Raw genomic sequence first — 14,281 nt, forward strand, 5'->3', positions numbered from 1 at the left:
GGTAGCCCATGGATTCACAAAAGAAATCGACTTTATTTCTGTTCGGCTTATTTATGTTCATTATGTTGGTGGGGCTGTTTGGTGTATCGCAAACAACACGCTGGAGTGAACCTTTAGCTAACAATATATATGCAATTGCGGGCCTGTTTGCTTTTAGTGGTGATTGGACACAAGAGCTTTATAAAACCAATCAAATGAACCCTTTCATTGAATTTGCTCGATTTGCAGCCCCCTTAACGACAGCATTAATTTTCTTTTATCTAATTTTTGATGGTGCAAAGCAGCTCATTGTATATTTACTGAGGCCTCGCTCTGACTTTCAGCTTGTTGTGGGTTTGGGAAATAAAGGTTCTGCCATTGCTCTATCTGCATTGGCTGCGAATAAATCAGTTATAGCAATCGAAAGTAACCCTGAAAATAGTCATATTGCCTTACTGAAACAAAAAGGTGCGATTGTGCATGTTGGTGATATTAATCAATCAGTTGCTGATAAGCTTCACTTACAGCATGCTGAGGCGGTATTTTTCTGTTGTGGCGATGATAGCCATAACATTACTATTGCTCAGCAAGTACTTACTAACTTACCCAACTTGAAAGCGCCCGTTTTTGTACATCTGCATAGTCGGGTATTAGCGGATCAACTTAAACAACTCCCTCGATTTATTGAAAATACCAGCACCGAACTACGCTTTTGGCGTAAAAGCCAGTTACTAGCAGAGCAGCTTTTTGCCAAGCATTCGCCGTTACCACTGCTTAATATTCAAGGAAAAGACCAAGTTCATTTGGTTATTTTTGGTAGTAATGACGCGGCGTTAGATTTAGCAAGAACTTATGCGAAAAGTGCTATCTACAGTAGTTTAAAGCCGGTAAAAATTACTTTAATCACTACCGAATCTAACGCAGAGTTGAGTGCAGAGCTTACAGCTATTGACGCTGCCGCTGAGCTTAACGTTATTAATAAGCAAGTTCATGAGTTACTCGCAGATAATAAATTGCTGCTCGATATCATTTCTAATGCAACGCAAATTTATATTTTCGATACACAGCAATTAAACTGTTTCTCAATCGCTTTGACACTTCGCAATAAGATGCTAGTTGAATGCTTATTTATGGCACCCATTTACTACGCGACTAGCTACACCGAATTTAGTGAACAACAACAAGCTAAAACAAGGCAAATACCTGATAACTTGGTGGCTTTTAATGATAACAGTAAAGATATCAATATTAGCGCAGTGACTCAGCCTCGTGGCTCAGTGTTAGCTAAGCGAGCTCACGAACAAAGCTATCAAGCAAATCAAGATAATGTTACTTCATGGCAAGACCTACCTTATAGTTTAAAGGAAGCCAATAGAGCTTTTGCGCTGAGTTGGCGTGAAAAACTGGCGATGGTAAATGCACGTTTTAGCAGCCACTCAAACAGCATTGAATTATCAGATAACGAGCTCAATATGATGTCGTCGATGGAACATGCTCGCTGGTGCGCTGAGCGTAAAATTGATGGCTGGCAGTTTTCTAGTACTCGCTCAAATATTGCAAAACGACATACACTGATAAAACCTTGGCATGATTTAACACAACAACAGCAGCAAGGTAATAGTGATTTTTTTGCCGCAGCTGTTAACGATTTACTGTTACTGGCAAAAGATACAACGCAACCTTTTGGCATTGAAAAAGTGGTCACCGTGGCAGTCACAGGCCATCGCTTCACAAACCTTGAAAGCCAGCAACATGACACTTTGGTTCGAGATATTGATCAGCAGTTAGATGCGCTTAAGCAGGCTCATCCAAATTGTCATTTTCAGTTTGTTTCTGGTCTTGCTGAAGGAGCTGATAGATTAGTGATAGAGCGAGCGCTAACCCGTTTAGACGCTAGTTTTATTGCTCTACTGCCCATGCCTTACGAACTGTATAAATTGGATTTTAGTAAACAAGATAGTGAGTTTGAACAGTTGCTCGCCAAAGCACAGTGGTTTGCAGAAATTCCCCCTGTTTATCGAAGTTTAGCCGAGATGGAAGATACAGCTAATGAGTCTCGTGCTTTGCAATATGCCTCTTTAGCAGCGCACTTGGTTGCTATGGCCGACGAGCTGATAGCTGTCTGGGATTCTCAACCTAGTAGAGGAATTGGCGGTACAGCTGATGTTGTAAACTGGTGGCAGCATGGTGTGCCAGAACAGTTTAAGTGCCGTTCCCCGTTTACTAGTCAGCGCGCTAATGGTGAAGTGCGTATTGTAGACTTTAAGAGAGATTAGCTAATGAGTGAGAAGTTAGTTAAGCATCAATACTTGGCGTTTATTTCATATCGTCACGCTGATAATAAGCAAACTGGACGGCAGTGGGCAACCTGGTTGCATCAAGCAATCGAAACCTATGAAATCCCAAAAGATTTAGTGGGTCAAAAAAACGCCCGTGGCGAGTTGATCCCTGAGCGTATTTTCCCCATTTTTCGCGATGAAGAAGAGCTCCCAGCCGATGCTGATCTTGGCAATGCAATTACACGTGCACTAGATAATACTCAACTGCTTATTGTGTTATGTTCACCTAACGCAGTGGCATCTACTTATGTTGCAGATGAAATCGATTACTTCAAAAAGTTAGGCCGAAGCGATCAAATTATTGCCGCGATGATCGACGGGGAACCAAATGCAAGCTGGGATAAAACAAAGCAATCGCAAGGGGTTGCGCCAGAGGATGAATGTTTTCCAAAGCCCTTACAATATGCTTACGACGCACAGGGCAACCCAACAACACAATTAGCTGAGCCTCTAGCGGCTGATTTTCGGGTTAATCATGATGGCAAGCTTGAACAAGGCTGGACCTCAATTGAAGCATATAAACAGTATTTAAAATCGCGCACTGAATTTTCAAGCCAAGATTTAGCTCGATATGTTGAGCAATACCAAGCTCAACAAAAATTGATGCTGTTAAAAATTATCGCAGGCATTTTAGGTGTGCCACTTGGGGCATTAACTAAGCGCGACCAAGCTTATCAATTAGAACTTGCTAAGCAAAAGGCAAAGCGTTTGCGCCAATGGTTAAGCGCCGTCGCTATGCTGGCTGTTATTGCAGTGGTAGCGGGTGTTTTTGCTTATATTAAACAGCAACAAGCCATTAAAAATGAACAGCTTGCGCAACAGCAAACTAAAATAGCAACTGAGCAGCGTGATGCTTCATTGTTAAATCAAAGTCGCTTTTTGCTTGATAGGGCCCGTCAAGCTAACGATGATGGAGAGCATGATACTGCGTTGCTATTAGGCCTCAATGCACTACCCGGTTTATATGGCGGAGAGCGTCCAATGCCCGGTGGAATAGGGCAATTGCGTCGGGCGATTTATGCCAATAACAAACACTTTTATTATCAAGCACAAGAAAAAATTGAACAGTACCAATATTTTGAAAATGAACAGCTGTTTGTACTTTCAAATGGCAAAGTTAAGCGTTTATCAATAACAGACAGTGACGAAGATAAACTGCTTAAAACTGAACAGTTTGTTCAAGGCTTTAGTCTGAGCCGTGATAACAAACAACTTGCTATAGCGACTCGAGAGGGCGAAGTCAGTGTTTGGGATAGTGATACCTTAACCAAACAACAAAGCACCGAAATTAAAGCCGAGATAAAAAACCTAGTATTTAGTCCTGATAACAAAACCCTTTATATGAGCAGTCATTTTGACCGGCTCATTGCTTGGGATGTCACTAATAATGCGCTTTTATACGATGTTAAACATTCTCAACAATACGGCTTGGCAGACATTCAAATTAGCCCAAATGGTCACTATATTTTAACGACTCCTGAGCTCGTGGGGCCACTTAAACTCTTCAACGCTCAAAATGGAAATGAAATACGCTCATTGGATTTAGCTTATGACTTTACAGCTAAAAATAGCTTAGCTCGACAAACAGGCTTTACCAATGATAGCCAAGGCTTAGTTATTTACGATCTAAATGGTACCCGTGTTGAAGCAGTTGAAAGTGGCGAGCAACAAGGAGTTACTCCGCATATTCATACCTTGATGAGTAAAAATGGAGAATACGTTTATGCAATGGCCACTGTTAACCAAGTGCAATCGACAACCGAAAATGCTGATTTTATTCGTAGTTTAGAAAAGGCACCGACACTTTGGAATATCAAAACAAATCAAGGTAGTCAGCTTAGCCATTTTTCAAATGTTGAAGATGGCGCATTTACACCAGACGGTAAGCTTTTGATCACATTAGCGTATAAAAATGTGCGTGTGTGGGATGTCGCAACTGGTATTGAAGTTAATAACTTTAAAATTAATCAGCGCACAAAGCTTGTTTTAACAAACAGTGAGTTGGTTAACGCCTCGAGTGATGACAAAAGTATTTCAATTTGGTCATTACTGAAAAATAGCCCTAGCATAGCACTTAGCGAAAAAATTAATTTATGGGGCGCTGAATTTAGCACTGACGGGCACACTCTAACAGCACAGAGCCTTGATAATAAAAACCAGCTTTATATGTTTAGTAGCTTGAGTGGTGAGCTTGTTCGACGCATAGATTTGTGTGAACGACATCGTGTTAATATCGCCGATGTAGCCAATGCAAAACGCTTTATAAGTGTGGAATGTGGTTATGGCAATCACCAAGTATTTGATCTAGAAAAGAACAGCTTAATTGAGTTTGGTGACAAATATGATTCGTCTTCGGTGGTGTTATTAAATGAAGCACAGCATTTTGTTTTATTTATTGAAGATTCTTGGAACAAAAAAGCGCTTTACTTAGTTGACTTGATGAGCGAACAAAGCATCGCCGAAATCCCCCTTAGTGAAGATACCATAATGACCGAGCCTAGGCTGAGTGCTGATGGGCGTTATTTATTGCTAGGTAATAATAAAAAAGGGGTGATGCTTTATGATTTACAAGCGAAAAAGCCGCAGTTTAATACAACTAAAATAGCCCGAGTTCTTGATGCCTACTTTGTGTCACAAGCAAACCGTTTGGTAATAAAAGCAGCCAAGCGTAAAGTGGGTATCTTGGATTTGCAAACCGGTGAGGTTTTAAAACAACTGACCTTCCAGTCTGATATTGCAGACCTACTTGTTAAGGGGAGTGAGCTGGTTATTGGATTAAAAGACAAAGCTGTTGTGGTTGTTGACACTGTTAGCTTGCAAGAACTTTATCGATTTAACACCACTGAAGAAGCTGGGGATTTAAGCTTATCAGCATCAGCAGAATATTTAATAATTAATCAAGGCAAGCCTAGTATTTATCATCTTGACACGGGTCAGCTGTTTTATCAGGTTGATGATTATCAACAGCAAAAAATAGCGTTTGATGAGCATGCTGACCGCTTAATTATATTAGCTAATCAAGGCAAGTTGTTTAGCTTACCCGCATTGAGTCGTGAAATTAATGATGCTGCGAAAAATGCATTGCCAAAAAGACGCAACTGCTTAACGCAAAAACAGCGTGAAGATAACTTTATTTCGCCATTAAATGTTCAGCAAAAACAAGTGCGAGGATGTTTAAAGTAAAATACTTAACCAGATGCTCAAGCTCACCACACTCAATACTGTTGAAAGCACGACGCTACTTGCCAGTGTCGCTTGGTGTTGCTTAATTTGATTGGCGATTAGATAAGCGTTGACCCCTAAAGGAGAGGCGCTTAAAAGTACTAACACGTTCAGTAATGATTGCTCTAGATTGAATACGCTGCCTGCAAAAAAGTAGACCCCGCACGGTAATACAACTAGCTTGATGATGGTTGCGATGATTGAGGCTTGTAAGTTGTCGGCCACTTTATAAAACGCAAGGTTCGCCCCTAATACAAACAACGCACAGGCAATGGCAGGTTTGGCAAGTAGACTCAGGCCATTTGCTAAATTATCAAAAAGTGTAAAGCCAAGTAAGTTAACAGCCAAGCCGGTACTGATGCTTAACACGACTGGATTCAGCAGCATGTTTTTAGCAAATGCTCGCCAAGAGAATGTTTGCTGCGACTTAGCACTGAGCAAAAAGGTAAGGGTAAACAAAAGTGCGCTATGAAAAGTGATGATCATAAACACAATGCCGACCATCTGTTGCCCAAGTGCAGCAATAATTATAGGTAAACCTACCAGTACCGTATTTGAGTAACTACTGCCAAGGGCAAAGACAGCATGACGTGACGGCGCAGACTGCTTGCTAATAAGGTAGCGGTCAAGAACATAGCCAAGTGCGTAAATGGCCAATACCGGGATGTAAAAGCTCAAAAACCCCGCAATGGACACACTATTTTGTAAATCGGCTTGGGCCATATTTAAAAATAGAAAAGCAGGCACACTGATATAAAAAGTAAACTTACTTAAACCTGCTATATGCTCTTTCGATAAAAACTTGCTTCGCGAGCTGATGTAACCACTTAACACGATAAAAATCAGTGGAAAGATAATCGAAAAAATATGCACTTTAGGCCTTATGATAAGAAGACGTTATCGTCTGAACTCATCACTTTGTGGAAGATTAATTAAAATAAGTACTGCACCTTTACCACCAAATTCAAGAGGCGCTTGGTGCATAGCAATCACATCAGGGTGTTGAACTAAATATTGCGGTACCTTGTGTTTAAGTATGCGCTCACCAATGCCATGCACAACACAAGCGCAATAGTAATGCTGTTTTTTACACTCATGAATTAAACCTGCCAACTCATCTTTGGCTAATTCTTTATTTAAGCCATGTAAATCAAGGGTTAAATCTGGTGGGTAATCTCCACGGCGAAGTTGTTTTGCTAAAAAGCTATCGTGACCTGGTTTGACATAACTTACGGTGCCATGAGTGTCGATGTCTGGTACATATTCATCAGAAAAGAAAAATTCTGCCTGATGTTGCTTTTTTTGCTGGGAAAATTGCTTCGCTTGTGACACTTTAGGCTTATTGGTGAATCGAATAGTGTCTTGTTTAAATGCTTTGGCACCACTGATACTCTGACGAAATAAGTCAATATCGTCAGTGCTAATGTGGTTGTTGGCGTGGGGATCTTTTTTCATGGCGGCAGTCTAAACAAAAAAACGCTAAAAATCGAGTAAAAACCAACTGAAAAGACGGTACAATACGCGTCAGAACAGACTTTGAAAGTTAAGGAACATACATGAACCATTTCCAGATAGAAGACGCAATTTTAGACGAGGCAATTGCAGAACTTTCAACGTTGCATGATTGGTTACGTTGGACAACCAGTCAATTTGCCAGCAGTGGTATTTTCTTTGGGCACGGCACAGATAATGCGTGGGATGAAGCAGTTAGCTTACTATTACCTGCATTAAGTTTGCCAATAGATGCGCCAAAAGAGTTAATGCATGCGCGTTTAACCAGCACCGAGAAAAACCGTTTAGCTGAACTAATTGCAGAGCGTATTAATGATTGTACGCCAGTACCGTACCTGACCAACACAGCGTGGTTTGCAGGTATGCCGTTTTATGTTGATGAGCGTGTGTTAATTCCACGTTCGCCATTTGCTGAGTTAATTAACAATCGCTTTGCGCCTTGGTTAGAAGAGCCAAGCTCAGTAACGCGCATTCTTGATTTATGTACCGGTTCTGCATGTATCGCTATTGCACTTGCACAAGCATTTGAAGATGCACAGGTTGATGCGGTTGATATTTCATATGAAGCACTCGAAGTTGCTGATATTAATATTAGCGATTACATGCTAAATGACCGTGTACTGCCAATTCAGTCAGATGTGTTTAGTGGTGTTCCAGGTCAAAAATATGACCTGATCGTAGCTAATCCACCGTATGTTGATGCTGAAGATATGGCTGATTTACCACGTGAATTCCATCACGAGCCTGAGCTTGGTTTAGCATCGGGTCATGATGGTCTTGATGTTACTCGCACCATCCTAGCTGAAGCTGCAGAGCATCTAACTGATAACGGTTTGTTATTTGTCGAAGTTGGTAACTCTATGGTACATATGGAAGAGCTGTACCCAGGCGCACCATTTGAGTGGGTTGAATTTGAACAAGGTGGTCTTGGCGTGTTTGTGATCAGCAAACAGCAACTTGTTAACTATTTCGAAGATTAACAGCAGGTTTTAAAAGCCGAGCCTGAGGGCTCGGTCTCAGTAGTCATTAGGAATGAGGAAAATTAATGGCAGGTAATAGCATCGGGCAACTATTTAAAGTGTCCACCTTTGGTGAAAGCCACGGCGTTGCATTAGGCGGCGTTGTTGATGGCACACCAGCAGGTCTTGAAATTAGCGAGGCCGATTTACAAATTGATTTAGACCGTCGCAAGCCGGGGCAAAGTCGTTATACAACACAGCGCCGCGAAAGTGACGAAGTAAAAATTCTTTCTGGTGTATTCGAAGGTAAAACCACAGGTACTAGCATTGGTTTACTGATTGAAAACACCGATCAACGTTCAAAAGATTACGGCAAAATTGCCGAGGTATTTCGCCCAGGTCATGGTGATTATACCTATTGGCATAAATACGGTATTCGTGATTACCGAGGGGGTGGTCGCTCTTCTGCCCGTGAAACGGCGATTCGTGTAGCGGCAGGTGCAATTGCAAAAAAATACCTTAAACAATTTCATGGTATTGAAGTGCGGGCATGTTTGAGCCAGCTTGGGCCAATTAAAGCTGAAGATTACAACTGGGATGAAGTAGAAAACAATGCATTTTTCTTCCCTGATCCGAGTAAATTAGGCGCGCTTGATGAATATATGCGCGACCTAAAAAAACAAGGTGATTCGGTAGGCGCTAAAGTTAAAGTGGTTGCTAAAAATGTGCCTGTTGGTCTTGGTGAGCCAGTATTTGATCGCCTAGATGCAGAGCTTGCACACTCATTAATGAGCATTAATGCGGTAAAAGGCGTTGAGATTGGTGACGGCTTTGATGTGGTTGAGCAAAAAGGCTCTGAGCACCGTGATGAGTTAACTCCAGATGGTTTCACATCAAATCACGCGGGTGGTGTACTTGCAGGTATCTCGACAGGGCAAGACATCATTGCCTCTATCGCACTTAAGCCAACCTCAAGCATTACCATACCGGGTAACAGCATTAATACCAGCAACGAAGCGGTAGAGATGATCACCAAAGGACGTCATGACCCATGTGTGGGCATTCGTGCAATTCCTATTGCTGAGGCGATGATGGCGATTACTTTAATGGATCACTTATTGCGCCAACGTGGTCAAAACCCACATGTGAGCCACGAACATGGACCAATCAAAGGTTCGATTTAAGCGCAGTCTTAAATAAAGTAAACGCAGTTAATGAGCGCGATGATTATCATCGCGCTTTTTTATGCCTGTTAGAATTTTAATAAGGGAAGTAGGCTGTGTTTGCTATCAGTCCACATGGTCAGTTCGCTAAATGGGTAGCGTTTAATGGGCGACAAATCACTGATAGATACACGATTTAAAAAAGCCTGATTATCAGTTAGCACTACCCAGTCTGAGCCTATGTCTGATGGGCTATGGCCTTGATAGCTAAACTTTAACATTGCTTTATTAAAATGTTGGCTATGTGCCTGTAATACAGGCAGTAAGTCGATATGATTATTTGAAATATGCACAATCAATACGCCATTTTCATTGAGCCTTTGCCAATAAAGTGACATTGCTTCTTGGGTTAGCAAATGCGCAGGAATTACATCACTTGAAAATGCATCAATAATCAAGACGTCAAATACTTCGTCCGCATTATTTTTTAGCGCAATACGACCATCCCCTAAGCTGACTGTGAGCTTGGCTTTACTGTTTTCTAAATATGAGAAATAGCGCTTTGCCATCTCGACCACAGCAGGGTTTAACTCAAAAAAGTGAATACTATCCTGTTGGTCTGCAAACCGCGCTAAAACGCCTGCACCCAAACCAATGACGCCAATGTTTAGTGCGCTGTGTTGCTTTAGTATGGCAAGTGATTTAGCGACACCAGTATGCTGATGGTAATAACTTTGCTCAAACTATTGGTTTGGATTTAGTGGCTCTGAGCCATGAATCGTGGTGCCGTCAATTAAGCGCCTTTCTTTTATTGATTGAGTGTTTATATCTTTTACCGCTAAATAGCCATAAAAGTTGCGGCTAGTGGCAACGTTATATTGGTTAAAGTTTACTGCTAAAAAGCAATAGCATGCTAACCAAGCGATGGAGCTGGTTGCGAGAGTGAATTTGAGCTGTTTTGTCGTTGTTTTAGCATTTAATTGGAAGTAGCACACAAAACTAAAAATAACCGCTAATGTAAGTAAATACTCGTCAATCTGGACAAATAGCAATGGGGCAATGAGCGTACTGAAAAGCGACCCTAACACACCACCAAGGGCGATATAAAAATAAAAAATGGTAAATTGCTCGTTTTCAGGGGCTTTGTTTCTCAGCTCACCATGACAAACCATACCGGCGGTTAATAGAATCAGGCTGTAAATTATAAGCTGGGCTAGGGCATTGAATAAGCTGCCAAAATAAAACATCAGCAGACCTGCAAAAGCCGAGAATATAAACACATATGCCCACACATGACGCTGATAATTAGCTCTTTTGGCAAACGTATAACTAAAGGTGAGCAAGTAAATTACAAGAGGTAACGACCAAAGTAATGGCATGGGTGGAATATTAGTGCTGATCATATGCGTGGTAGATACCAACATGGCTGAGCTTAAGGCACTTAATAACAGCCATTGACCTTTACCTTTTAAAAGCGTGAAAGGCCTAGTTTGAATAGATGCTTTTGATAAATCGGGTGCTTTTTTGAGTAAAAATATTACTAGAAGTGCTAATAACAAGCAGTAGCTGATAAGTCCAAATAGCCAATATGTAGTTTGCTGCTCTAAAGAAAATAGTAATTCATAAACGAGTGGGTAGCTCATTAACGCCAGTAAAGAGCCCAAGTTTGAGATGGAATACCAATGGTAAGGCACCTGTGCTGAAGCAGTTTGCACATACCATCTTTGTAAAAGTACGCTGGTAGCGCTCAGTAGAATAAATATTGGACCAATTTCTATAAATAAATTAACAAACACCGCAAGCGCAGGTGGCCAATTTGTGAGATTTGGGGCTGCAAATTCTGTCACAACAATGAGTGTGGCAAAGGTGACTAAAACTATATGGGTGACTACCTGCAACTTAATATGAAAGCGCCCTATGTTATGCGCATAGAAATAGCCAATAAGTAACATGACTTGATAAAACACTAAACTCGCAGACCAGATAGAGGCACCACCACCAAATTGCGGTAGAAGTTGCTTTGAAAGCATCGGCTGAATTTGAAAAATTAAAAAAGCACTGATGAAAATAGTGAGCGTTGATAAATATTTATACATTGTTTTTATTACCTATTTTGAGATAGCAAAAACAATCTATTAGCCAGATTAAAGTGACAATGGAGTAACGCTTGAGTTTCTCTTAAGAAAACCTTAATCTTTGATTCGTAAATATTTATTGGAGAAGTCAGTGGCGCGTTATCGAATCGGCAAATTTGCAATTGATGAGAGTCGATGTTTAATTTCATCGCAAGATTATGAGCAAATAGTCGAGCCAAAGGTCATGGATGTATTACATACCCTTTATTTAAATAAAGGTGAAGTTGTAAGCCAAGAAGTAATCTTTGCAAATGTGTGGCCTAATGCTACCTACAACCCAAGTTCGGTACAGCGTTGTATCGCATTACTACGAAAAGCACTCCAAGAAGATGCCAAAAATCCGCAGTATATAATTACACACCCTAAGCGCGGTTATAGCCTTGAAAAAGTAACACAGGGGCAGAGCAAAAAACTAAAAGCGCAAAATCTTGGGTTGCTGTTTTTTTTACTAGTAAGCCTTATCGCTACTGCGTGGCAACTAATCCCTAAACAGCAAGATACTGCTCACTTTACCCAGCTGATGCCACTCACTTCGAGTGAACTAAATGAAGCTAATTTGTCACTTTCACATAGTGGTAAGTACCTTGCTTTTGTTAGAGGTGATAAAGGAAGTCAGCAAATTTGGCTTAAAGAGCTTGCGACAGAGCGAGAAGTGAGGCTGACTGAAGATGCTGCAAGCTACTATGCTTTGGGGTGGTCGACCTCCGATAATGCGATTGCGTTTGTGAAAAGTACAGAGCAGAAACAACATCTAAACACTATAAGCATTGATTTATCTAAATTTCAGCCATTAGAACAAGCGACGGTGAGTGTTTTTGATGACACCGTTGTAACCAGTCACCACATCGATTGGCATGCTGATAAGCTTTATTACATAGAAAAGGATAAACTACACAACGATACTCGACTCGTTTCACTTAACTTAGAATCTAAACAAAAGGCACATTTACTAGCTGCCACACAGCAAGATTGGTTACTTGTTAATGCGTTATCGAAAGACGGCCGTATAGTCGCAATGGGGATTGAAGCGGGGCAAAACAAATACCGTATTGATGTACTCGACCTAGCCAGTAAAAAAATACAAACTATTGCCATTATAGAAAACGGTATTCAAGGATTAAGTTGGCACCCGAATAATCAAGCACTATTGATTAGCCAACGAAATCAGCTTATTAATTTAGAGCTTGATGGTGAGCAGCAGTTAATTTCATTTAATAATTATCAAATAATTCGTGATGCCCAGTACACACCAGACGCTGAAGCCATTTTGATGGAGCTAGTGAATGTTGATGTAGATATTGTTAGCCAAACACGTGCCACCCCTGACAAATTGACCAAACTCGTAGATACCTCATCGATCGACTTTCTACCCGTGTTTTCGCCAGACTCAACTAAATTTGTTTTTGAGTCTCATCGTTTTGGATTAAAGCAATTATTTTTATACGATAATGGTAAGCAAACGCGCATTTTTGCTAACCCTGATAACCATGAGTTATTTGGTATTGTTTGGAGCCAAGACGCACGGCAGGTTTACACCGCAAGTAAAGATACATTGTTTAAAATTGATTTAAGCAGTGGCACTTATGAAACAATTCCCCATGGAAATCACTCTTTTTACTTGCGAGAAATGTATCACAATCAAGACGCGATTTTAGTTTCATATCGAGCGGAGGATGGACAGACGTTTCATCCGGCAAAATTCGATTTAACAAGCCTAAATTTGACACCTTTCACAGGCTCAGGGAAACGTTTAAGCTGCTATGGCATGGATTTAGATGAGCAAGATCAGATCTATTTTTCAAATAGCAACGAAGTGTTTCGAGTTAATAGCCGAGGAGATACTGAGACTGTTTGGCAAGCTGCTAACAATGACATCATTGGTATATCTGTAAGTAACCAGCAATTAGCGGTCACTATGGAGTATGCTGATACCATTAATTTCCAACGTATTGATTTGGCAACCGCTGCAACAGAAAGTTGGCAATTAACTCAACCTAAGCAACATATGCTGATCAACAGTGCCCATGATTTAACAGAGTTTTTATACCTTACAGAGCCTAATAGAACTCGTAAGTTAGTAAAGCTTCTTTAGCTTGATATGTTTTTTACGTATTAATCAAATCCACAAGCTGCTTAAGTTGCTCATGACTTAGTGGGTTGTGGGCATGATTACCGTAAAGCAGCACGATATCAATGACAGGCAGTACCGGAAGTGAGGTATCGCTGATCTCTTCCACACCCGATTGCATGCTTATTCGCGCCATACTGCCAATTGCCAGTCCCTGTTTAATCAAACCATGTAACGCTCCAGCTGAGCCACAACAGGCAATAATATTAAAACGACGCTCGGCTTTTAATAGACCCTCAATACTGGCTTGGTGAAACTTACAGTCTCGTTGAAATAAGGCGATAGGAAGTGGGGTTGAATCGATAATCTCAAAAGCAGGGCTTTTCACCCACACGCCTTGGCTTGATTGCAATAAGTAGCCTTCTTCGCTGTCTGGCGAGCGAGTGGCAATCACCAAATCGAGCATACCTTGGTCTAGTTTGGCTCTAAGCTCAGTACTAGGGGCGCAGCTTATTTGTAAATCCAGTGCATTAAACTGTTGGTGTAAAGCATCAACAAGCTCTGGTAGTAAAGAGTGGGCATAGTCATCAGGACAACCAATGCGCACACGTATATTGCCAGTGCCTGCTTTTAATTGCTTAAAGGCTTCATCATGAAGCGCTATCAATTGCTTTGCATAGCTTGCTAGCTGGTGGCCTTGATGGCTTAGCACCAACTGACGGCCTTGCTTTTCAAATAGCGGACTTGCGAGGTCTTGTTCAAGCTTTTTCATTTGCATACTTACCGCAGATTGGGTTCTGCAAATTTGTGCTGCAGCGCGGGTGAAGCTGCCTGTATCAACAAAGGCACAAAAAGTTCTGAGGGCATCAATATCCATAATGTATCAGCTTTTCTTATAGGTAGC

At 41.1% G+C, this 14,281-nt stretch carries 10 protein-coding genes; 5 read left to right on the forward strand and 5 right to left on the reverse strand.

What is annotated here, in order from left to right; all coding sequences use genetic code 11:
* Window positions 1-8 precede the first annotated feature (8 nt).
* Both AN213_RS06685 and AN213_RS06690 read left to right on the forward strand, forming a co-directional pair.
* A complete protein-coding gene (locus tag AN213_RS06685; RefSeq protein ID WP_055198006.1) occupies window positions 9-2,255 on the forward strand; it encodes an NAD-binding protein in 2,247 nt (748 codons plus the stop codon).
* A 3-nt stretch (window positions 2,256-2,258) separates the two neighbouring features.
* Complete coding sequence (locus AN213_RS06690) at window positions 2,259-5,501, forward strand: toll/interleukin-1 receptor domain-containing protein (RefSeq protein ID WP_055198008.1); 3,243 nt, start codon at window positions 2,259-2,261, stop codon at window positions 5,499-5,501.
* Here the strand turns inward: AN213_RS06690 and AN213_RS06695 are convergent.
* Both AN213_RS06695 and smrB read right to left on the reverse strand, forming a co-directional pair.
* Window positions 5,493-6,413 (reverse strand): AEC family transporter, encoded by a 921-nt coding sequence (locus tag AN213_RS06695; RefSeq protein WP_055198010.1) that lies wholly within the window; start codon window positions 6,411-6,413, stop codon window positions 5,493-5,495. The genes AN213_RS06690 and AN213_RS06695 overlap by 9 nt on opposite strands.
* 24 nt (window positions 6,414-6,437) lie before the next feature.
* On the reverse strand, window positions 6,438-6,995 hold the full coding sequence (gene smrB, locus AN213_RS06700) for an endonuclease SmrB (RefSeq protein WP_054562116.1): 558 nt from the start codon (window positions 6,993-6,995) through the stop codon (window positions 6,438-6,440).
* 101 nt (window positions 6,996-7,096) lie between these two features.
* On the opposite strand from smrB, the gene prmB reads away from it, so the two are divergent.
* Complete coding sequence (prmB, locus tag AN213_RS06705) at window positions 7,097-8,032, forward strand: 50S ribosomal protein L3 N(5)-glutamine methyltransferase (protein ID WP_054562115.1); 936 nt, start codon at window positions 7,097-7,099, stop codon at window positions 8,030-8,032.
* Window positions 8,033-8,097: 65 nt separating this feature from the next.
* A complete protein-coding gene (gene aroC, locus AN213_RS06710; protein WP_054562114.1) occupies window positions 8,098-9,195 on the forward strand; it encodes a chorismate synthase in 1,098 nt (365 codons plus the stop codon).
* Between the two features lie 68 nt (window positions 9,196-9,263).
* Here the strand turns inward: aroC and AN213_RS20365 are convergent, their stop codons facing one another.
* Together AN213_RS20365 and AN213_RS06715 are read right to left on the reverse strand one after the other, a co-directional pair.
* Entirely contained in the window at window positions 9,264-9,824 is a 561-nt protein-coding gene (locus AN213_RS20365; protein ID WP_236702896.1) for a spermidine synthase, read from the reverse strand.
* Between the two features lie 93 nt (window positions 9,825-9,917).
* The gene (locus tag AN213_RS06715; protein ID WP_236702897.1) at window positions 9,918-11,270 is read right to left on the reverse strand and encodes a hypothetical protein; all 1,353 of its coding nucleotides are present in this window, start codon (window positions 11,268-11,270) and stop codon (window positions 9,918-9,920) included.
* 130 nt (window positions 11,271-11,400) lie between these two features.
* Here AN213_RS06715 and AN213_RS06720 point away from each other — a divergent pair, with 130 nt between their 5' ends.
* Entirely contained in the window at window positions 11,401-13,401 is a 2,001-nt protein-coding gene (locus AN213_RS06720; RefSeq protein ID WP_055198012.1) for a winged helix-turn-helix domain-containing protein, read from the forward strand.
* A 13-nt stretch (window positions 13,402-13,414) separates the two neighbouring features.
* On the opposite strand, the gene AN213_RS06725 is transcribed toward AN213_RS06720, so the two are convergent.
* On the reverse strand, window positions 13,415-14,254 hold the full coding sequence (locus AN213_RS06725; RefSeq protein ID WP_055198014.1) for a LysR family transcriptional regulator: 840 nt from the start codon (window positions 14,252-14,254) through the stop codon (window positions 13,415-13,417).
* Between the last annotated feature and the right edge of the window lie 27 nt (window positions 14,255-14,281).

Origin of the sequence: Pseudoalteromonas sp. P1-8 (assembly GCF_001399985.1) — a bacterium.
In the GTDB taxonomy this organism is placed as follows: Bacteria; Pseudomonadota; Gammaproteobacteria; order Enterobacterales; family Alteromonadaceae; genus Pseudoalteromonas.

Coding starts and splice junctions, on each gene's coding strand:
- AN213_RS06685 (WP_055198006.1), top strand. CDS start 9: ATGGATTCACAAAAGAAATCGACTTTATTTCTGTTCGGCTTATTTATG.
- AN213_RS06690 (WP_055198008.1), top strand. CDS start 2,259: ATGAGTGAGAAGTTAGTTAAGCATCAATACTTGGCGTTTATTTCATAT.
- smrB (WP_054562116.1), bottom strand. CDS start 6,995: ATGAAAAAAGATCCCCACGCCAACAACCACATTAGCACTGACGATATT.
- prmB (WP_054562115.1), top strand. CDS start 7,097: ATGAACCATTTCCAGATAGAAGACGCAATTTTAGACGAGGCAATTGCA.
- aroC (WP_054562114.1), top strand. CDS start 8,098: ATGGCAGGTAATAGCATCGGGCAACTATTTAAAGTGTCCACCTTTGGT.
- AN213_RS06715 (WP_236702897.1), bottom strand. CDS start 11,270: ATGTATAAATATTTATCAACGCTCACTATTTTCATCAGTGCTTTTTTA.
- AN213_RS06725 (WP_055198014.1), bottom strand. CDS start 14,254: ATGGATATTGATGCCCTCAGAACTTTTTGTGCCTTTGTTGATACAGGC.